Source organism: Bacteroides caecigallinarum, from assembly GCF_016902295.1.
In the GTDB taxonomy this organism is placed as follows: domain Bacteria; phylum Bacteroidota; class Bacteroidia; order Bacteroidales; family Bacteroidaceae; genus Phocaeicola; species Phocaeicola caecigallinarum_A.
Genome location: NZ_JACJLQ010000011.1, coordinates 12,675 through 31,324, shown reverse-complemented (window position 1 = coordinate 31,324; position 18,650 = coordinate 12,675). Strand labels below are relative to the sequence as shown.

The window sequence follows — 18,650 nt, the reverse complement described above, 5'->3', positions numbered from 1 at the left end:
TCTAAACTACAAGTTCCAAACTTACTTTTTTGTTTTTTTTACTTTTAACTTAACTGCTGTGCAAAGGAATAATTTGTATTTTTGCACAGACTATACATTATATATAACAAATTATATGAAATTTGGTTTTGTAAAAGTGGCGGCTGCCATTCCGACGGTAAAGGTGGCCGACTGTAAATTCAATGCACAGCAGACAGAGGCGCAGATTATGGTTGCCGACGGGAAGGGTGTGCAGATAGTGATTTTCCCTGAATTGAACCTTACGGGATATTCGTGTGGAGATTTGTTTTCGCATCAGCTTCTGATAGAGCAGGCAGAAATGGCGCTGATTCAGGTGATGAACAATACACGCCAACTGGATATTATATCTATTGTAGGTATGCCTGTGATGGTTAATTCTACTCTGGCAAATTGTGCTGTTGTATTCCAAAAAGGGAAAATTCTGGGAGTTGTGCCTAAAACATATCTTCCTAATTATAAGGAATTCTACGAGCAGAGATGGTTTGCGTCATCGCTTACTTATACAGGTATTTCTACGATAAGGCTTTGCGGCCAGATAGTGCCTTTTGGCAGGAATCTGCTTTTTGAAACATCGGATACATGTTTCGGAATTGAGATTTGCGAGGATGTCTGGGCACCTGTACCTCCAAGTTCGGAGTTGGCATTGAAAGGGGCTGAAATAATATTCAATATGTCGGCTGATACCGAAAATATATCCAAACATCAGTATTTACGTTCTTTGCTTGCACAGCAGTCGGCACGCTGTTTGGCCGGTTATGTGTTCTCATCATGCGGTTTTGGTGAATCTACTACCGATGTGGTTTTTGCAGGAAACGGTCTTGTTTACGAAAACGGAACTCTCCTTGCCGAAGCAGAACGTTTCTCTTTCGCGGAACAGTTGGTGGTAAGCGAGATAGATGTGGAAAGATTACGTGGCGAACGTTTGGTGAATACTACTTTTGCTGCCAGCGTAAGGGCATACGGCGCAGGCGATGTGCAGCGCATTCAGACTGAGCTTGTGAACAGCCGTGACCTGTCGCTCACAAGATGTATAGACCCTCATCCGTTTGTGCCTGCAGGAGGAAAACTTCTTGACGAAAGATGTGAGGAAATATTCTCCATACAGGTGGCAGGACTTGCAAAACGAATAGTACATACCAACTGCAAGAATGTAGTTGTGGGAATATCAGGAGGATTGGATTCTACTTTGGCGCTTCTTGTGTGCGTGAAGACTTTCGACAAGCTTGGACTTCCGCGCAAGGGTATAGTAGGTATCACAATGCCTGGATTTGGAACTACCGACCGTACCTACAATAATGCTCTTACACTGATGAGTTCGCTTCAGGTGACAACTAAAGAGATAAGCATCAAGGATGCCTGCATACAGCATTTCAAGGATATAGAACATGATATGTCTGTACATGATGTTACTTACGAGAACGGTCAGGCGCGCGAGCGTACCCAAATCCTTATGGACTATGCGAACAAGATTGGCGGTCTGGTTATTGGTACCGGCGACTTGTCTGAGCTTGCTCTCGGGTGGGCTACATATAATGGAGACCACATGTCGATGTATGGTGTCAACGCAAGTATTCCTAAAACTCTTGTACGCTATCTTGTAAATTGGGTGGCGCAGACAGGAGTTGATGTCATTTCACGCAACACTTTGCTTGATATTATAGATACACCTATCAGTCCGGAACTTATACCTGCCGACGAAAACGGTAATATCAAACAAAAAACCGAAGACCTTGTAGGTCCGTATGAGCTTCACGACTTCTTCCTGTATTATTTCCTAAGATTCGGGATGCGTCCGGCAAAGATATACTATCTTGCAGAGATTGCTTTCAAGGGAATGTACGACAGTACTACTATAAAGAAATGGCTCACCAACTTCTGCCGCCGTTTCTTCAACCAGCAGTTCAAGCGTTCTTGTCTTCCTGACGGACCTAAGGTCGGCTCCGTGTCACTCAGTCCGAGAGGTGATTGGCGTATGCCAAGCGATGCCAGTGCGGCAATGTGGCTGAAGGAATGCGATGAGCTTGTAGGTTGATTTGACAAAACTCCATGTAATATTTGCCGTAACACGTTCGTGTTACGCTCGCCACACGTTCGTGTCACACGCGTTGCGCGTTCGTGTTACGGGCGTTACACGTTCGTGTTACGCTTTCTTTGTATGGAAATTCAATGATTTATATCAGCGGATATACTTATCTGTAAACGCTTTTACCCTCTTGGTATATTCTTCAGGATAGTTTTTATATGATGTGGCATGGTCCGTATCAGGCACAAGCCATATTTCTTTCGGCTCTGATTTTGCGGCAAACACCTCGTTCACCATGTATGTAGGTACAAAATCATCCTTGTCGCCATGAATGAAGAACATCGGTTTCTTGCATTTTTTCACTTGCTCTATAGCAGAAGCTTCATGGAAATTCCATCCGTTTTGAAGTTCGCAAATCCAGCTTGCCGTGTATAGTAGCGGGAACGCGGGCAGATTGAATTGTTCTTTAAGTTCCTTTTTGAACTGCTCCCATACACTGGTGTATCCGCAATCCTCTACAAAACATCTGATATATTCAGGAAGTACTTCGCCCGAGGTCATCATGGTAGTTGCCGCTCCCATTGAAATTCCGTGAACTACGGTCTGTATGGAATCGCCGAAAATTTCAGGTGTGAGATTTATCCATTCCTTCACGTCAAGACGGTCCAGCCATCCCATCTGGATGGCATCTCCTCCGCTAAGCCCGGTGTATCTCAGGTCCGGTACTATTATGTTATAGTCAAGCGACTGGTTATACATGTATCCTATGTGGAACATTCTTATTGCACTGTCGGTATAGCCATGAACTATCACCGCAGTCTTTTTGGTAGGTTTTGATGCGTATGCATAGTATGCGTGAAGCCTGATACCGTCTGGTGCGGTGATGAATGTATCTTTCAGGAGTTTGTTGCTTTGCATGCTGTCCAGCCACCCGTTAATCTGTGGGTATGTCTCGCGCATGTATTTTTCCGAACCGGCAAGGTCTTTGCCTCGGTTTTCAGGGCGGAGTGAGTAGTTTATCATGTAGATGCTTCCGCCAATAAGACCTACAGCCATCATTATGATGACGGCAGTAAGTATGATAATTGGTTTTCTGTATTTCATAGTTTTATCTGTTCCATATTTCCCATGCCCCGAAAGCTTGAAGAAGAAGCATTTCCAGACCGTTCTTTACAATGGCACCTCTGTCCGAACCGTTTTTCATAAACAGGGTTGTGTCAGGATTATAGAGAAGGTCGTACATCAGATGTTCAGGTGTGACGTATTCGTATGGAATTTTTGGACATTCGTCCGCTTGTGGGTACATGCCTGTAGGAGTGCAGTTTACTATTACTTTATATTCATTCATTATTTCCGGAGTGATGTCATCGTATGTGATAGTGTTGTCATTCCTTTTTGACCTTGACACGAATTTTGTTTCAAGTCCAAGCTTGTGCAGTCCGTAGTTTATCGCTTTCGAAGCTCCTCCTGTACCGAGAATAAGGGCTTTTGTGTGATTAGGCTCAAGAAGTGATTCTATGGATTGTGTAAATCCCATCACGTCAGAGTTGTAGCCCGTAAGTTTCGTTTTTCCTTTGATTTTTTCTATTTTTATCACGTTTACAGCTCCAATTGCAGCCGCGTCAGGATCAAGTTCGTCTAAGTATCCTATTACCTGCTCTTTGTAAGGAATGGTGACGTTAAGTCCGCATAGTGTAGGATTTGATTTTATCACATTGCTGAAATCCTCGATTGTCGGTATCTCGAAGTTTACGTATTCGGCATCAATATTTTCCGAATGAAACTTCTCGTTGAAAAAGTTTTTGGAGAATGAATGTCCAAGAGGATAACCTATTAAGCCAAATTTTTTCATCGGAATAAAATTTTAAGTTATTTTGTTGCAAAGTAAAGTGTACAAATTCCTAAAGTAAGTCTTTTGAATGTCACTTTGCTGAATCCTGCCTTGTAAAGAATCTTCTGCATTACTTCTCCTTGCGGGAATGCCTTGATAGATTGTGGCAGGTATGTGTAAGCGCTGTTGTCTTTCGATAGTAATTTGCCTATTGTCGGTATAACGATTTTCGAATAGATGGCATAAAGCTGTTTCATAGGGAATGTTTCCGGCTCCGAAAGTTCCAGAATAACCAGATGTCCGCCGGTTGTCAGTACGCGGCGCATTTCGGCGAGTCCTTTATCCAGATTTTCGAAATTTCGCACTCCGAATGCCACTGTAATGGCATCAAATCTGTTGTCAGGAAAAGACAATGATGTGCAGTCTTCTTTTGCGAATGAAATCTGTTTGTCCAGTCCCGACTGTTTTACTTTTTCTCTTCCTACATTCATCATACCCTCCGAAATGTCTGTTCCAATTAGTTCTTCAGGCTGAAGCACGCGGCATGCCTGTATCGCAAAATCGCCTGTTCCTGTAGCCACGTCCATAATATGCATGGGGCGGTATGGTTTGAGCATGTTGATGGCTTTACGTCTCCAGCTTTTGTCAATGCCTAACGAAAGGACATGGTTGAGATTATCATAGGTAGGGGCGATGTTATCAAACATTTTTTCTACCTGTACGGCTTTGCTCTCGTCCTGATTATATGGCTTTATGTTTTCTTGGGGATAATTTGACATGTTATGAATGTAGTTATGTAGAGATATATAATGGGCGGGATAGTCCCCGCCCGTTAATATTATTTCAAGTATTCAGTTACGTTCTTTTCGATGCGTGACGCTAATTCAGTAGTATCAGCTTTTACGAAAGTCTCGCCAGTGATGTGTTCGTAAAGTTCGATATAACGTTCGCTGATAGAGTTTACTATTTCCGGAGTCATTTCAGGTACGGTCTGTCCTTCCTTTCCCTGGAAGCCGTTTGCCATCAGCCATTCGCGTACGAATTCTTTAGACAGCTGTTTCTGAGGTTCGCCTTTTTCGAAACGTTCTTCGTAACCTTCCGAATAGAAGTAACGGCTTGAGTCTGGAGTGTGGATTTCGTCCATCAGATAAATCTGACCGTTGTGCTTACCGAATTCGTATTTAGTATCGACGAGGATAAGACCGCGTTCTGCAGCTATTTTTGTACCACGTTCGAACAGTGCCAAAGTATATTTCTCTAATGTAGCATATTCTTCAGGAGTAGCAAGACCTTTAGCAAGGATTTCTTCTTTAGAGATGTCTTCGTCGTGCATACCCATTTCAGCCTTTGTGGTAGGAGTGATGATTGGAGTTGGGAATTTCTGGTTCTCGCGCATACCTTCAGGAAGTTTTACTCCGCATATTTCGCGGACACCGCTCTTGTAAGCGCGCCATGCGCTACCGCACAAGTAACCGCGGACAATCATTTCTACAGGGAAACCTTCGCACATAACACCTACAGTAACCATTGGGTCCGGAGTAGCGAGTTTCCAGTTTGGACAGATGTCAGTTGTAGCATCAAGGAATTTGGCTGCAATCTGGTTCAACATCTGGCCTTTGTAAGGAATACCTTCAGGCAAAACAACGTCGAATGCCGAGATACGGTCTGTTGCAACCATGACTAATTTTTCACCGTTGATGTTGTACACATCGCGAACTTTTCCGTGGTAAACACTCTTCTGACCAGGAAAGTTGAAGTCTGTTTTTGTTAATGCTTTACTCATCTTTTCTATATATTTTAGGAAGTAAATATGTTGTTTCAATCATTGTTTGGCCGATGTTTTCTTTTCTGCCTTTTCGGTTTTGGCCTTTTCTTCTTTTTCGGCTTTACATTTTTCTTCGAATTTTTCGTAAGCCTCAACTATTCTTGTCACCAACTTATGTCTTACGATATCTTTCTTGTTGAGCTCGATGAAGCTGATACCTTTTACGTCTTTCAGGATTTTTATTGCCTGTACAAGTCCGGAAGTCTGTGACGACGGGAGGTCAATCTGTGTCATATCGCCTGTGACAATCATTTTTGTGTTCATACCCATACGTGTGAGGAACATCTTGATTTGTTGTGTAGTAGTGTTCTGCGCTTCATCTAATATCACTACGGCGTCGTTCAATGTTCGTCCGCGCATGAAAGCCAAAGGGGCTATCTGTATAATGTTCAGTTCCATGTATTCTTTCAGCTTTGCGGCTGGAATCATGTCCTGAAGCGCATCGTACAGAGGTTGCAGATATGGGTCTATTTTATCTTTCATGTCTCCCGGCAGGAATCCGAGTTTCTCTCCCGCTTCGACAGCCGGACGGCTTAATATGATTTTTTTGATTTCTTTGTTCTTGAGGGCTCTTACAGCCAATGCTATGGCAGTGTATGTTTTACCTGAGCCGGCAGGTCCTATGGCGAATATCATATCGTTTTTTTCAAAATCCTTTACCAGTCTCAGTTGGTTCGGACTTCTCGGAATGATAGGTTTTCCAGTTACACTGAATACAATAGCCTCGCTGTTCTTTTCAATTTTGGTGTTGTTGCCTTTTATAATATCCAGGATAACTTCTTCGTTCAACGAGTTATATGTCGAACAATGTTTCTCAAGCGCTGTGATGGCATCTTCAAAGGCACACATTTCTTCTTCGTCTCCCATTATTTTTATGACATTGCCTCGTGCCACAATTCTGAGTTTGGGAAACAGAGCTTTTATCATTTGCATGTTGGTGTTGTTCACACCGTAGAAGATAACCGGATCTATATCTTCAAGTACAATATGTTTTTCTATCATTAAGTTAAAATCAATATGCTTATGTAGTGTTTATTTTTTCTGCAAATTTAATGAATCCTTTTGATTGTTTTGTAGAAATAGGTATAAAAAATGCCGACTTGGGATTAAAGCCGGCAAAATAATGACACGAAAAACGGTACTGTAAGGTCTATCAATATTCCGTGGAAAATTGCCACTGGTATCATGTCTTTTCCTGAGTATCTTGTAATGATTGGCAGAACCACATCCATAGAATTTACTCCTGCTGCAGATATAGGCGCAAGTTTTCCGAAATATTTCACGAGCAATGGTGTTCCCAGCAGAGCCATCATCTCGCGGAAGATATTCGACAGGAGAGCTATTGTACCGAGCTCCGTGGCAAGTTGCAGTCCCAACGACGCTTCTTTGAACTGGGTTATCAGAATGGACGAGAGTGAGTAATAGGCAAATCCGCTACCTACAGCCATGCAGTCGAAAATGCTCCACTGTGAAAGCAGTACGCTTGCCAGGGCGGAAAAAAGTAAAGTACCTATGATTGTTGCCAATGGAATGAGCAGATATTTCGGACGTATATCCTTAATTATGGATTTCAGGTCCTTGCTTGAACCTATGCTCAATCCCACCTGGAGCATCAGCGCATACAGTACGTACATTGACATGTCGCTCTTTTGTGAATCAAAAGGTATTATGTCAAGTATTCCCAATATGCAACCTGCCATAAAAAACATGAGAACTATCAGACTACCCTTCATGGCTTTCTCCTTTCTGGAAAAACATGGTTAACACCAGCCATGCGGCAAGAATACTGCCACAGGTTGCCGAAAAAGCTATTATGGCTGCCTGCCAGCCGAAAGTTCCGATGTTTTCTATTATTCTGTCGTTTGAGCCGACTGATACACCCATTATAAATAAAAGTAATATTATGGTGTACGATATTGTCTTTTCTGTTTTCTTCAGGATATTCAAGTTTCTGAATACATATCCTAAAATGATTCCAGTGAACATAGTTCCTATAATTGTAAACATAACTGTCTTCTTGTTTTTAGTTTGTGGATGATACATGTTTGTCCGGAGCTACATATATTATGTATCTCTTTAAGATTTTACGATAAAGATAAAGTTATGTTTATTGGAATCCGCTGAACCAATGAACGGACGCACTGCGATGTCCGAACGTAAGATAAATTCGGAGAGGAGTGTGAGGCTGTATGTATGTCAGAAGTTTGTTCATCAGTCCTATTCTTGTGTTTTGTGATGCAAAGATATGATAAAATTGCATATTTTCCAAATATTTATAAGCTTTCCGCATTCTGTTGAAATTATTTCATCCATAAAATGACAGATAATTAGGTGAAAGTAATAACTTTGCATTTATTATTAACGAAACATTCAGAATTGTTATGAATACAGCTTTTAATTTTGTCTCTTTATCTTACAGACAGAGCAGAACATATCTGTTTACAGTATTCTTTGTTTTAGGAAATATACTTTTGCCTCAGTTGTGTCATCTTGTACATCTTGGTGGTCCTACATTGTTGCCAATTTATTTTTTTACATTGGTAGGAGCATATAAATATGGAATGAAACTTGGTTTGCTTGTCGCAATACTTTCACCATTGGTTAATTCCATTTTGTTTGGAATGCCGGTTCCGGCTTTGTTGCCGGCCATAGTATGCAAGTCAGTCTTGTTGGCTGTCGCTGCAGGATATCTTGCCCATCGCACAGGAAAATTATCTGTTCTGTCTCTGATTGCTGTAGTATTGTTTTATCAGGTGGTAGGCGGATTGGCCGAATGGATTATGAGCGGCAGTCTTGACGCGGCGCTTCAGGATTTCAGAATAGGGGTTCCGGGAATGCTTCTGCAGATATTCGGAGGCTATTTCCTTTTAAAATCCATTTCAAAAATTTAAATTCATAAAAACATATGACAACATTATTACTATTGGGGATAGGGATGCAGGAAGTCCTGCTTATCGGACTTATCTTTTTGCTTTTGTTTGGTGGAAAGAAGATACCTGAACTGATGAAAGGATTGGGTAAAGGAGTAAAGAGTTTCAAGGATGGAGTGAAAGGTATTGAGGACGATATCGAGATGTCCGATAAAGAAAACAAGGATAAGAAAGAGCAGTAAAAGTGGAACAGGACGAGAAAGTAATGACATTTTGGGATCACTTGGACGAATTGCGAAGTGTCCTGTTTCGTATAGTCGTTGTTGTAGCGCTATTTACAATTCTTGGATTTTGTTTCAAGGACCAGCTTTTCGCTGTTGTACTGGCACCTAAGGAGTCCGATTTCATTTTTTATAGGTTTCTTTGCCGTTTGTCCGAGTCGCTTGGTATGCCGGGGTTATGTCCAGGCGAATTCACCTCCACGCTCATCAATACCCAGTTGGCAGGTCAGTTTATGATGCACGCCATGGTGTCCATATATGCAGGCCTGATAGTAGCTTCACCATACATTATTTATAAATTGTTTCATTTTATATCGCCTGCGTTATATGAGAATGAACGCAAATACTCTGTTCGTGTAGTAACGAGCGGATATCTGCTGTTTATTATCGGTGTATTGGTAAACTATTTTATCATATTCCCGCTTACATTCCGTTTTTTGGCATCATATCAGGTGAGCCTTGATGTTCAGAACACAATAATGCTTTCGTCGTATATCGATACGCTGATGCTTCTGAGCCTGTTGATGGGAATAGTTTTCGAGATACCTGTAGTTTGTTGGTTCCTTGCCAAGATAGGGGTTTTGCATTCTTCTTTCATGCATAAATACAGGAAGCATGCATACGTTGTGGCACTTATAGTGGCGGCTGTGATTACCCCTACATCTGATGTGTTTACATTGTTGCTTGTTTCTGTACCAATTTTTGTACTGTACGAGGCAAGTATTCTTATAGTAAAAAAGGTTGATAAGAATGTCGATGATTGATTTAAGAAAATCTATATTTGCAATCTTGTGTTGTATTGTCTCAGCGTCTTATGCCGGCGATACAATAAAGTATTGTTCTCCTCTTGATTTTCCACTGTTATTGAGTGCCAACTTTGGTGAGTTGCGACCGAATCATTTTCATAACGGTCTGGATTTCAAGACAAAAGGTACGGTAGGACATCCAGTAAGATGTATTGCCGACGGGTATGTATCACGTGTTGCGGTTCAGCATAGCGGATATGGTCAGGCTATATATATCACTCATCCCGACGGGCATACTTCCGTATATGGTCATGTTCTTTCATTTGCTCCAGAAGTGGAGAAGTATGTAAGGGACTACCAGTATTCCAACGAGACTTTTGTATGTTATCTCTATCCCGAACCCGGCCAATTCGAGTTCAAGCAGGGCGATATTATTGCGATGAGCGGAAACGAAGGCTCATCCGGCGGTCCTCATCTTCATCTTGAAATCAGAAAAACCGGTACAGATGAATATCTTGACCCGATGCCATATTTCAGCGGCCTCATTAAAGATACTAAAGCTCCTAAAGCCAGTTTCATAGGACTTTATCCGGTAAAGGGTAAAGGTCTGGTGGAAGGCTCTTCCAACAAGAAAATTTATCCGGTGTCTTCCATAAAATCTCCGGTGTATGCGTGGGGACAGGTATATGCTGCCATAAGTGCGAAGGATTATATGGACGATACTTCCAACTTCTACGGAGTACATTCCGTAACTCTTTATGTCGATTCTGTTGAGGTGTTCAACAGTAAGACGGACAGGGTTCTTCCCGATGAAAACAGAATGATAAATACCTTTACCGATTATGACGAACTTGTGCGTTCACGCAGATTGCTGATGCGTTCGTATAAGTCGCCCGGAAACAAGCTGCGTCTGCATCATGTAGGCGATGACAGGGGTATTGTGAATATAGACAACGAAAGGGATTATAAGTTTGTCTATGTCCTCGAGGATAATTTTGGAAATAAGAGTAAATACCGTTTTACCGTGAGAGGGAAAAGGCAGGATATTCCGGAATACCGTATGAAAGGAGAGGAACTGTTGCAGTCTTCTCATACGGCCATTATCCAGCGTCCCGGTATGGAGTTTATTATCCCAAAAGGAATGCTTTATGACGATGTGGAAGTTACTGTAGGTATTTCATCCGCAGATACAACAGCCGTTTCGCTTGAATATGACATTGATGCCGGAAACACTCCGCTTCACGGTTATTGTCCTTTGGCTATTGGAGTGAAAAAACAGAATACTGTATCTCCCGATAAATATTATATCAGGCAAATTGACGGCAGGAGGACGTATTACGTAGGAGGTGAATACGACAATGGCTGGATGAGGGCTAAGGTGCGTAACTTTGGAAAATTTTCTGTGGCTGTTGACACTGTTCCTCCTTCTGTCGTTCCGCTTGATAAGGCAAAATGGCGTTCCACTTCGAATATCCGTTTCAAGGTGTCCGACAAGGCTACAGGTATAGCTTCCTATAAAGTATATATCGACGGAAAGTTCGTTCTCTTCGGTCTGAAGAAAGGTATCCTTGTCATCCAGGATAAGGAAAAAGTAAAGAGGGGAGTACCTCACAAGCTGGAGGTCGTGGTGACCGACAATTGCGGAAACGAAACACGTAAACAATTAAATTTCTAAATAACTATTCAATCACAAACGCTTATGACAAACAGATTGTTGATGGCTGTGGTGTTGCTTACAGCCTTTGTAGTAAACGGTTGGGCTTGTACCAACTTTATTGTCGGTAAGAAAGCGTCTGCCGACGGTTCTGTAATAGTGTCTTATTCTGCCGACTCATACGGCATGTTCGGATGGCTTTATCACTATCCTGCAGCTACACATCCTGATGGTGCCATGCGTGATATTCACGACTGGGATACAGGCAAATATCTCGGACAGATCAAGGAAGCAAAGCAGACATATAATGTAGTGGGTAATATGAACGAATATCAGGTTACTATCGGCGAAACCACATTCGGCGGTCGTCCTGAACTGGTCGATACTACAGGTATCATGGACTACGGAAGCCTGATTTATGTAGCTCTCCAGCGTTCACGCACTGCCAAGGAAGCCATCAAGGTTATGACAGATCTTGTTAAGGAATACGGCTATTACAGTAGCGGTGAATCATTCTCTATTGCCGATCCTAATGAGGCATGGATTATGGAGATGATTGGTAAGGGTCCAGGCATCAAAGGTGCTGTTTGGGTGGCAGTCCGTATTCCTGACGACTGTATCGCTGCTCATGCCAACCAGAGTCGTATCCACAAATTCAATCTTAATGACAAGGATAACTGCCTTTATTCTCCGGACGTAATTTCGTTCGCTCGTGAAAAAGGCTATTTCACTGGCAAGAACTCTGATTTCAGTTTTGCCGATGCATATTGTCCACTTGATTTCAGTGGTCTTCGTTTCTGCGAGGCGCGTGTATGGAGTTTCTACAATATGTTCAGCAAGACAACAGGCGATGCTTATCTTCCATATATCCTTGGCGAGAGCAAAGAGCCTATGCCACTTTATATAAAGGCTGGTTCAAAACTTTCTGTACGCGATGTCCAGAGAGCAATGCGCGACCATTACGAAGGTACACCGCTTGATATCACTAAGGATTTGGGTGCAGGTCCTTTCGAAACTCCTTACCGTCTTTCTCCTCTTACATTCAAGGTTGACGGAGTGGAATACTTCAACGAACGCCCTATCTCTACACAGCAGAGTGCATTCTCATTCGTGGCACAGATGCGTGCAAACTTGCCAGATCCTGTAGGCGGTGTATTGTGGTTCGGACTTGATGATGCAAACATGACTGTATTTACTCCGGTTTACTGCTGTACAGACAGAATTCCTGTTCCATACGCTGAAGGAAACGGCGATTGCATCACATTCTCATGGGATTCTGCTTTCTGGATTTACAACTGGGTGGCAGACATGATCCGTCCTCGTTACAGCCTGATGATAGACGATATGCGTGCCGTACAGAAAGAATTGGAAGATACTTTCGAGTCTGCTCAATCAGGAATAGAATCTTCGGCACTGAAGTTGTATCAGGAAAGTCCTGAAAAGGCAAAGGATTTCCTTACAAACTATACTGACATGACTGCCCGTACAACAGTTGACCGCTGGAAGAAACTTGCAGAGTTCCTTATTGTGCGTTATAACGACGGTGCGAGAAAACTGGTAAAGAACGGAAAGATGGTTGCTCCTGAAACTGGAAACTGCGCTCCATTGGAACGTCCTGGATATCCTGAAGAATTCTTGAAGGAAGTAGTTAAGGCTACAGGCGACAGATATAAATCAGTTGAATTGAAATAAAAAAAGAGGCCCGAGGGCCTCTTTTTCTGTTATTGTCAGTTGCGGAAACTCAATCCGTCTCCACCACGTTCCACTATGATTGGTTTTGTGCGGTCAACTTCCTGTGAAAGAAGTTTCTTTGACAAGTCGTTGAGCAGATAACGCTGTATTGCACGTTTCACAGGACGTGCACCGAACTCTGGGTCGTAACCTGCTGTAGCTATGAAATCGACAGCCTGGTCAGTCATCTGGAGCTGTACACCGTTCTCTTCAAGCATCTTTCTAATGCCGTTTATCTGCAGACGTACAATCTGTTCTATCTCATTCTTGTTCAATGGCAAGAACATGATAGTTTCGTCTATACGGTTCAGGAACTCAGGACGGATAGTCTTTTTCAGCATATTCATCACTTCGTTCTTGGTTTCCTCTACTATCGTATCATGATTCATCGGAGTGATTTTTTCAAACTGGCTTTGTATGTATGAACTTCCCAAGTTTGAAGTCATGATGATGATAGTATTCTTGAAGTTCACCGTACGTCCCTTGTTGTCTGTCAGACGACCATCGTCCAATACCTGAAGCAGGATGTTGAACACGTCAGGATGAGCTTTCTCGATTTCGTCGAACAATACTACAGAGTAAGGTTTACGTCTTACTGCCTCTGTCAACTGTCCGCCTTCATCGTAACCAACGTATCCCGGAGGCGCTCCGATAAGTCTTGACACAGAATGTTTCTCCTGATACTCACTCATATCTATACGCGTCATCAGTGATTCGTCATCGAACAGATATTCTGCCAGTGCCTTGGCTAACTCAGTCTTACCTACACCGGTTGTACCTAGGAAGATGAATGAGCCTATCGGACGTTTAGGATCCTGCAATCCTGCACGGCTACGTCTTACGGCATCGGATACAGCCTGGATAGCCTCGTCCTGACCTATGACACGCTTGTGCAACTCGTCTTCCAGATGAAGAAGTTTTTCGCGTTCGCTTTGCAGCATCTTGCTTACCGGTATTCCGGTCCAGCGTGATACCACATCAGCAATGTCTTCTGCAGTAACCTCTTCCTTGATCATGGCGCTGTCGCCCTGCTTGTGTTTCAGGTCTTCCTGAATATTCTTGATTTCAGCTTCCAGTGCCTGTAACTTGCCGTAACGTATTTCAGCTACACGTCCATAGTCACCCTCACGTTCAGCCTTGTCGGCTTCGAACTTGAGTTGTTCTATTTCCTTTTTGTTCTGCTGAATTTTATTTACAAGTTCCTTCTCGCTTTGCCATTTAGCCTTGTAGGAAGTCTCTTGTTCTTTCAGTTCGGCAATCTCCTTGTTAAGCTGTGCAAGTTTGGCTTCATCCTTTTCACGTTTGATAGCCTCACGCTCGATTTCAAGTTGTTTCAATCGGCGTTCAATCTCGTCGAGTTCCTCAGGCAAAGAGTCACGTTCCATACGCAGTTTTGCTGCTGCCTCATCCATAAGGTCGATAGCTTTATCCGGCAAGAAACGTTCTGTGATATACCTGTTACTCAATTCAACTGCTGCTATGATTGCCTCGTCTTTGATACGTACCTGATGATGGTTTTCGTATCTTTCCTTCAGACCACGAAGGATTGAAATAGAACTCTGAGTATCAGGTTCGTCAACCATTACAGTCTGGAAACGACGTTCAAGGGCCTTATCCTTTTCGAAATACTTCTGATATTCGTCAAGTGTGGTAGCACCAATACTTCTAAGTTCGCCACGAGCCAATGCCGGTTTAAGGATGTTTGCGGCATCCATCGCGCCTTCGCCTTTACCTGCACCCACCAGGGTATGTATTTCATCGATGAACAATATTATGTTACCGTCTGATTTTGTTACCTCATTGATGACAGATTTAAGTCTTTCTTCAAACTCACCTTTGTATTTGGCACCTGCAACCAGCGCACCCATATCGAGTGAGAACAACTGTTTGTTCTTCAGGTTTTCAGGCACGTCACCACGCAGGATACGCTGTGCCAGACCTTCCACGATGGCTGTCTTACCTGTACCCGGTTCACCTATCAGGATAGGGTTGTTCTTTGTACGGCGGCTCAAAATCTGAAGTACACGTCTGATTTCCTCGTCACGACCGATTACCGGGTCCAGCTTACCTGTTCGTGCAGCCTCAATCAAGTTTATTGCATACTTTGAAAGTGACTGATATGTGTCTTCACTTGACTGTGAAGTAACCTTCTGTCCTTGTCTTAATTCGCTGATTGCGGCACGCAATTCCTTGTCGGTCATTCCGGCATCTTTCAGAATAGTTGCCACTGTACTCTTAACATTGAGCAAAGCCAGAAGTATAGCTTCAAGTGAAACGAACTCGTCGCCAAGCTCTTTTGAGTACTCAACTGCCTTCTGCAATACATTGTTCGTATCGCGGCTCAGATAAGCCTCACCGCCTGAAACCTTAGGCAGAGATGCAATCTGACGGTCAAGAACTGTAGCTACCTGCTGGCCGTTTATTCCAAGCTTCTGGAATATGAAGTTGGTTACGTTTTCGCCCACCTTCAATACGCCCGCAAGTATATGTTCCGGCTCTATGGCCTGCTGTCCTCGGCTTTGTGTCAAGTTCACAGCCTCCTGAACAGCCTCTTGCGATTTGATTGTAAAGTTGTTGAAATTCATATATATTCTCCTTTCTTATTTTATACTTTATTGTTATCCAAGAATCTTTTTACCTATTGTTCCAATACCTTGTTGTTATCCTTGTTTTTACCTTTCGTTTTTAATCACGCTTATAATACTCCAAACTTCTTGCCAAAACTGTTTTTTAATGATTATGTGTCTAAATGTCAGATACTTAGAGCCTAAGACTGCAATTTTGTCCTTTTTTAGGACAGTTTGTCTGTAAAGTTTTTAGTATCTTTACACGGTAATTGAATTTTTATGGAAAAGAAAATAGAATTTGCACCAAACGTGATGCTTATAGATGCATCATATCTTGATAGAGTAGGCCGCGATATGGCCGAACATTTTTCACCTATATTAAATAGAGAATTACCGAAGGCAGATCTGGCTGCATTGCTTGAATGTCTGGCGCTTGATGCAGGAGTTGTATTAGGGGATAATGCCGTTCAGGTAATTTTTATATATGATTCGGCAGAACCACGCATGTCGTTCTGTACCCCATCCGATTTGGATAAGGAACTCAATAATGTAGCCTTCAAGAGTCAGCTTGGCGAATTTTCCATATATTCTTTCCAGCCGTCAGATATGGCAACGTGCGAGGAATTGTTCAATGAGGCTCTTATGCTGGCAGGCGAATCCAAGGATGTGAAACGTGTTGTAGCTGTTGCCGATGAAGACGCATATCAGCAGAAAACTCATTCCACACTCAACAAGATAAAAGGAAAAGACAGTATAACGCTTTTCGGAATGAACCCTCCAAAGGATGAGGCTGTATATTCTTTTGAGATGCTAGGCTTTGCAGTCCTTCAGTCATTAGGAATAAAAGCGGAAGAGCTGTGATTTCTAGACAGCTCTTGGTACCGACGATGGTCAGCACCACTGCCGACGATGGTCGGCACCTCTGCTCACGATAGTCAGCAGCTCTGCTCACGATGGTCGGCAGCAGAATGCATATAGATATTTAAACGGCATTAAAAAATAAAATAGTCATGTCAGATTTCCGTCTTAAAGTATTTTACAGTGTTGCCAAAAACCTAAGCTTTACAAAAGCCTCACAGGAACTGTTTGTCAGTCAGCCGGCAGTGACAAAGCATGTACACGAACTGGAAAGCATGTACCACGTGCGTCTGTTCGACCGTATGAACAACAAGATAACTCTGACCGAAGCAGGAAAAGTTATGATGGAACATTGCGAGCGTATCCTTACGGAGTATCGCAAGATGGAATACGACATGCATTTGCTCAATAACGAATATGCGGGAGAACTACGTCTTGGAGCAAGTACAACAATAGCCCAATATATCCTTCCTCCGATACTTGCAAAGTTTACTGAGAAATATCCGCAGATAAAAGTGTCGCTAATCGATACCAATTCACGTAATGTGGAGAATGCCGTGTCGGAACATACTATTGATCTCGGTATGGTGGAAGGAGTGTTCCGTACTCCGAACTTGAAATACGAGGCGTTTCTTTGTGATGAACTCGTTCCGGTTGTACGTTCGTCGGCATTTCCAGCCGATGTAGAGGAAATAACCCTTGATGAGTTCTGCAAGATCCCACTTGTTCTGAGGGAAAGAGGTTCTGGAACACTCGATGCTATAGAAACAGTCCTTGCAGAGGAAGGTCTGAAACTTTCGTCACTCAATGTGAGAATGCATTTGGGAAGTACCGAGAGTATCAAGTCATTTCTGGCATGCAGCGATTGCATGGGAATAATCTCAATTGCCGCTTTGGTGAAGGAGTTGGGCGAAGGAATGTTCCGGGTGATTGATGTTTCTGGGCTTCAGTTTACACGTCATTTCTGCTTTGTGTCGGCACAAGGTCAGGAGATTGAGGCTGCACAGTTGTTCATGCGTTTCGTACGTAGCAGTCTTGGTAAAGAAAACAAATAAAAATACAATATATAATAATGAGTACAAGAGAAGAACAGATGAAAGCGTTCGGCCGTCTGCTTGATGTGCTGGACGAACTGCGCGAAAAATGTCCGTGGGACAGAAAGCAGACTAATGAGAGTCTGCGTCCCAACACTATAGAAGAAGTTTATGAACTTTGCGACGCTTTGGTTCAGAATGATAAGAAAAACATTTGCAAAGAATTGGGCGATGTATTGCTCCACGTAGTGTTCTATGCCAAGATTGGCAGCGAGACTGGTGATTTCGATATTAAGGATGTATGCGACAAACTGTGCGACAAACTAATATTCCGCCATCCGCACGTGTTTGGCGAAGTGAAAGCCGATACGGCAGAGAAGGTTTCGGAAAACTGGGAGCAGATAAAACTGAAGGAAAAAGACGGGAACAAATCAGTATTGAGTGGAGTGCCTGCTGCCCTTCCTTCGTTGATAAAGGCATACCGAATACAGGATAAGGCTCGTAATGTTGGTTTCGACTGGGAAGACAGGGAAGATGTATGGAAGAAGGTTAAGGAAGAAATCACCGAGTTTGAGGCTGAGGTAGGCGGCATGGATAAAGAAAAGGCTGAAGCAGAGTTTGGCGACGTAATGTTCAGTCTTATTAATGCGGCAAGGCTTTATAAGATAAATCCGGACAATGCGCTTGAGCATACCAATCAGAAATTCATCCGCCGTTTCAACTATTTAGAGGAACATACTATCAAGGCGGGAAGAAACCTCAATGAAATGACTCTCAATGAGATGGACGAACTGTGGAATGAGGCAAAGAGTAAAGGCTTGTAGATTTTTGCAAGATTTTTCCGTCAAGGTCTTTCATTTTGAAGTCAATTAACTATCTTTGCCGCTAAATTAGTTATTAATACCGATAAAAGATGAATAAATCAATTATTACCGTAGTGGGAAAAGATACTATAGGTATCATAGCCAAAGTGTGTACATATCTGGCAGAAAACAATGTAAACATACTCGACATCTCTCAGACTATCGTTCAGGAATATTTCAACATGATGATGATTGTAGATATGTCAGCTATTGAAAAACCATTCGAACAGATCGCAACAGAGATGGGAAGCCTGGGAGAAACGATGGGGGTTCAGGTAAAATGTCAGAGAGAGGAAATTTTTGACAAGATGCATCGTATCTAACTCACAAACTCAAAAACTTACAA

The 18,650-nt window shown here is 42.7% G+C and carries 19 protein-coding genes; 10 read left to right on the top strand and 9 right to left on the bottom strand.

The genetic code is table 11. From position 1 onward, the window contains the following. Positions 1-115: 115 nt before the first annotated feature. Positions 116-2,053: an NAD(+) synthase gene (locus H6A27_RS05220; protein WP_204507950.1), complete on the top strand. Its 1,938-nt coding sequence runs from the start codon at positions 116-118 to the stop codon at positions 2,051-2,053. Positions 2,054-2,197: 144 nt separating this feature from the next. On the opposite strand, the gene H6A27_RS05215 is transcribed toward H6A27_RS05220, so the two are convergent. The 8 genes from H6A27_RS05215 to H6A27_RS05180 form a co-directional block, all read right to left on the bottom strand. Continuing rightward, on the bottom strand, positions 2,198-3,148 hold the full coding sequence (locus H6A27_RS05215; protein ID WP_204404680.1) for an alpha/beta hydrolase: 951 nt from the start codon (positions 3,146-3,148) through the stop codon (positions 2,198-2,200). Between the two features lie 4 nt (positions 3,149-3,152). Beyond that, on the bottom strand, positions 3,153-3,896 hold the full coding sequence (locus H6A27_RS05210; RefSeq protein ID WP_204404678.1) for a shikimate dehydrogenase family protein: 744 nt from the start codon (positions 3,894-3,896) through the stop codon (positions 3,153-3,155). Positions 3,897-3,913: 17 nt separating this feature from the next. Beyond that, on the bottom strand, positions 3,914-4,654 hold the full coding sequence (gene ubiE, locus H6A27_RS05205; protein ID WP_204507949.1) for a bifunctional demethylmenaquinone methyltransferase/2-methoxy-6-polyprenyl-1,4-benzoquinol methylase UbiE: 741 nt from the start codon (positions 4,652-4,654) through the stop codon (positions 3,914-3,916). A gap of 59 nt (positions 4,655-4,713) precedes the next feature. Then, positions 4,714-5,658 (bottom strand): phosphoribosylaminoimidazolesuccinocarboxamide synthase, encoded by a 945-nt coding sequence (locus H6A27_RS05200; protein WP_204404674.1) that lies wholly within the window; start codon positions 5,656-5,658, stop codon positions 4,714-4,716. A gap of 39 nt (positions 5,659-5,697) precedes the next feature. Next, the gene (locus tag H6A27_RS05195; RefSeq protein ID WP_204507948.1) at positions 5,698-6,702 is read right to left on the bottom strand and encodes a PhoH family protein; all 1,005 of its coding nucleotides are present in this window, start codon (positions 6,700-6,702) and stop codon (positions 5,698-5,700) included. Between the two features lie 104 nt (positions 6,703-6,806). Beyond that, positions 6,807-7,433: a LysO family transporter gene (locus H6A27_RS05190; RefSeq protein WP_204507947.1), complete on the bottom strand. Its 627-nt coding sequence runs from the start codon at positions 7,431-7,433 to the stop codon at positions 6,807-6,809. Next, positions 7,423-7,707 carry a LysO family transporter gene (locus H6A27_RS05185; protein ID WP_204507946.1) on the bottom strand — a complete coding sequence of 95 codons (285 nt, stop codon included), beginning with the start codon at positions 7,705-7,707 and terminating at the stop codon, positions 7,423-7,425. The genes H6A27_RS05190 and H6A27_RS05185 overlap by 11 nt, the downstream gene beginning before the upstream one ends. 100 nt (positions 7,708-7,807) lie before the next feature. Further along, entirely contained in the window at positions 7,808-7,960 is a 153-nt protein-coding gene (locus H6A27_RS05180; RefSeq protein WP_204507945.1) for a hypothetical protein, read from the bottom strand. A 121-nt stretch (positions 7,961-8,081) separates the two neighbouring features. Here H6A27_RS05180 and H6A27_RS05175 point away from each other — a divergent pair, with 121 nt between their 5' ends. The 5 genes from H6A27_RS05175 to H6A27_RS05155 are packed head-to-tail and all read left to right on the top strand — an operon-like array spanning position 8,082 to position 12,943. Then, positions 8,082-8,591: an ECF transporter S component gene (locus H6A27_RS05175; RefSeq protein ID WP_204507944.1), complete on the top strand. Its 510-nt coding sequence runs from the start codon at positions 8,082-8,084 to the stop codon at positions 8,589-8,591. A gap of 14 nt (positions 8,592-8,605) precedes the next feature. Next, on the top strand, positions 8,606-8,812 hold the full coding sequence (locus H6A27_RS05170; RefSeq protein ID WP_154043008.1) for a Sec-independent protein translocase subunit TatA/TatB: 207 nt from the start codon (positions 8,606-8,608) through the stop codon (positions 8,810-8,812). A 2-nt stretch (positions 8,813-8,814) separates the two neighbouring features. Beyond that, a complete protein-coding gene (gene tatC, locus H6A27_RS05165; RefSeq protein ID WP_338083594.1) occupies positions 8,815-9,615 on the top strand; it encodes a twin-arginine translocase subunit TatC in 801 nt (266 codons plus the stop codon). Further along, a complete protein-coding gene (locus H6A27_RS05160) occupies positions 9,602-11,272 on the top strand; it encodes a M23 family metallopeptidase (RefSeq protein WP_338083593.1) in 1,671 nt (556 codons plus the stop codon). The genes tatC and H6A27_RS05160 overlap by 14 nt, the downstream gene beginning before the upstream one ends. A gap of 24 nt (positions 11,273-11,296) precedes the next feature. After that, positions 11,297-12,943, top strand: coding sequence for a C69 family dipeptidase (locus H6A27_RS05155; RefSeq protein ID WP_204507943.1), 1,647 nt, complete (start codon positions 11,297-11,299; stop codon positions 12,941-12,943). 35 nt (positions 12,944-12,978) lie between these two features. Here H6A27_RS05155 and clpB read toward each other — a convergent pair whose 3' ends face one another. Beyond that, complete coding sequence (clpB, locus tag H6A27_RS05150; RefSeq protein ID WP_204391099.1) at positions 12,979-15,567, bottom strand: ATP-dependent chaperone ClpB; 2,589 nt, start codon at positions 15,565-15,567, stop codon at positions 12,979-12,981. Positions 15,568-15,828: 261 nt separating this feature from the next. Between clpB and H6A27_RS05145 the strand changes: the two genes are divergently transcribed. The 4 genes from H6A27_RS05145 (at position 15,829) to H6A27_RS05130 (ending at position 18,627) form a co-directional block, all read left to right on the top strand. Further along, the gene (locus H6A27_RS05145; RefSeq protein ID WP_204391087.1) at positions 15,829-16,410 is read left to right on the top strand and encodes a DUF6621 family protein; all 582 of its coding nucleotides are present in this window, start codon (positions 15,829-15,831) and stop codon (positions 16,408-16,410) included. Between the two features lie 149 nt (positions 16,411-16,559). Further along, a complete protein-coding gene (locus tag H6A27_RS05140) occupies positions 16,560-17,462 on the top strand; it encodes a LysR substrate-binding domain-containing protein (protein WP_204391085.1) in 903 nt (300 codons plus the stop codon). 14 nt (positions 17,463-17,476) lie between these two features. Continuing rightward, a complete protein-coding gene (mazG, locus tag H6A27_RS05135) occupies positions 17,477-18,265 on the top strand; it encodes a nucleoside triphosphate pyrophosphohydrolase (protein ID WP_204507983.1) in 789 nt (262 codons plus the stop codon). Positions 18,266-18,354: 89 nt separating this feature from the next. Beyond that, complete coding sequence (locus H6A27_RS05130; protein WP_204507942.1) at positions 18,355-18,627, top strand: ACT domain-containing protein; 273 nt, start codon at positions 18,355-18,357, stop codon at positions 18,625-18,627. The last annotated feature ends 23 nt before the right edge of the window (positions 18,628-18,650 follow it).

Bases quoted from the DNA above. Each gene is read 5' to 3' on its own strand.
- H6A27_RS05220 (WP_204507950.1), top strand. From the start codon at position 116: ATGAAATTTGGTTTTGTAAAAGTGGCGGCTGCCATTCCGACGGTAAAG.
- H6A27_RS05200 (WP_204404674.1), bottom strand. From the start codon at position 5,658: ATGAGTAAAGCATTAACAAAAACAGACTTCAACTTTCCTGGTCAGAAG.
- H6A27_RS05140 (WP_204391085.1), top strand. From the start codon at position 16,560: ATGTCAGATTTCCGTCTTAAAGTATTTTACAGTGTTGCCAAAAACCTA.
- H6A27_RS05180 (WP_204507945.1), bottom strand. From the start codon at position 7,960: ATGCAATTTTATCATATCTTTGCATCACAAAACACAAGAATAGGACTG.
- ubiE (WP_204507949.1), bottom strand. From the start codon at position 4,654: ATGTCAAATTATCCCCAAGAAAACATAAAGCCATATAATCAGGACGAG.
- H6A27_RS05185 (WP_204507946.1), bottom strand. From the start codon at position 7,707: ATGTTTACAATTATAGGAACTATGTTCACTGGAATCATTTTAGGATAT.
- H6A27_RS05155 (WP_204507943.1), top strand. From the start codon at position 11,297: ATGACAAACAGATTGTTGATGGCTGTGGTGTTGCTTACAGCCTTTGTA.
- clpB (WP_204391099.1), bottom strand. From the start codon at position 15,567: ATGAATTTCAACAACTTTACAATCAAATCGCAAGAGGCTGTTCAGGAG.
- H6A27_RS05130 (WP_204507942.1), top strand. From the start codon at position 18,355: ATGAATAAATCAATTATTACCGTAGTGGGAAAAGATACTATAGGTATC.
- H6A27_RS05195 (WP_204507948.1), bottom strand. From the start codon at position 6,702: ATGATAGAAAAACATATTGTACTTGAAGATATAGATCCGGTTATCTTC.
- H6A27_RS05145 (WP_204391087.1), top strand. From the start codon at position 15,829: ATGGAAAAGAAAATAGAATTTGCACCAAACGTGATGCTTATAGATGCA.
- H6A27_RS05170 (WP_154043008.1), top strand. From the start codon at position 8,606: ATGACAACATTATTACTATTGGGGATAGGGATGCAGGAAGTCCTGCTT.
- H6A27_RS05175 (WP_204507944.1), top strand. From the start codon at position 8,082: ATGAATACAGCTTTTAATTTTGTCTCTTTATCTTACAGACAGAGCAGA.
- H6A27_RS05210 (WP_204404678.1), bottom strand. From the start codon at position 3,896: ATGAAAAAATTTGGCTTAATAGGTTATCCTCTTGGACATTCATTCTCC.
- H6A27_RS05160 (WP_338083593.1), top strand. From the start codon at position 9,602: ATGTCGATGATTGATTTAAGAAAATCTATATTTGCAATCTTGTGTTGT.
- H6A27_RS05190 (WP_204507947.1), bottom strand. From the start codon at position 7,433: ATGAAGGGTAGTCTGATAGTTCTCATGTTTTTTATGGCAGGTTGCATA.
- H6A27_RS05215 (WP_204404680.1), bottom strand. From the start codon at position 3,148: ATGAAATACAGAAAACCAATTATCATACTTACTGCCGTCATCATAATG.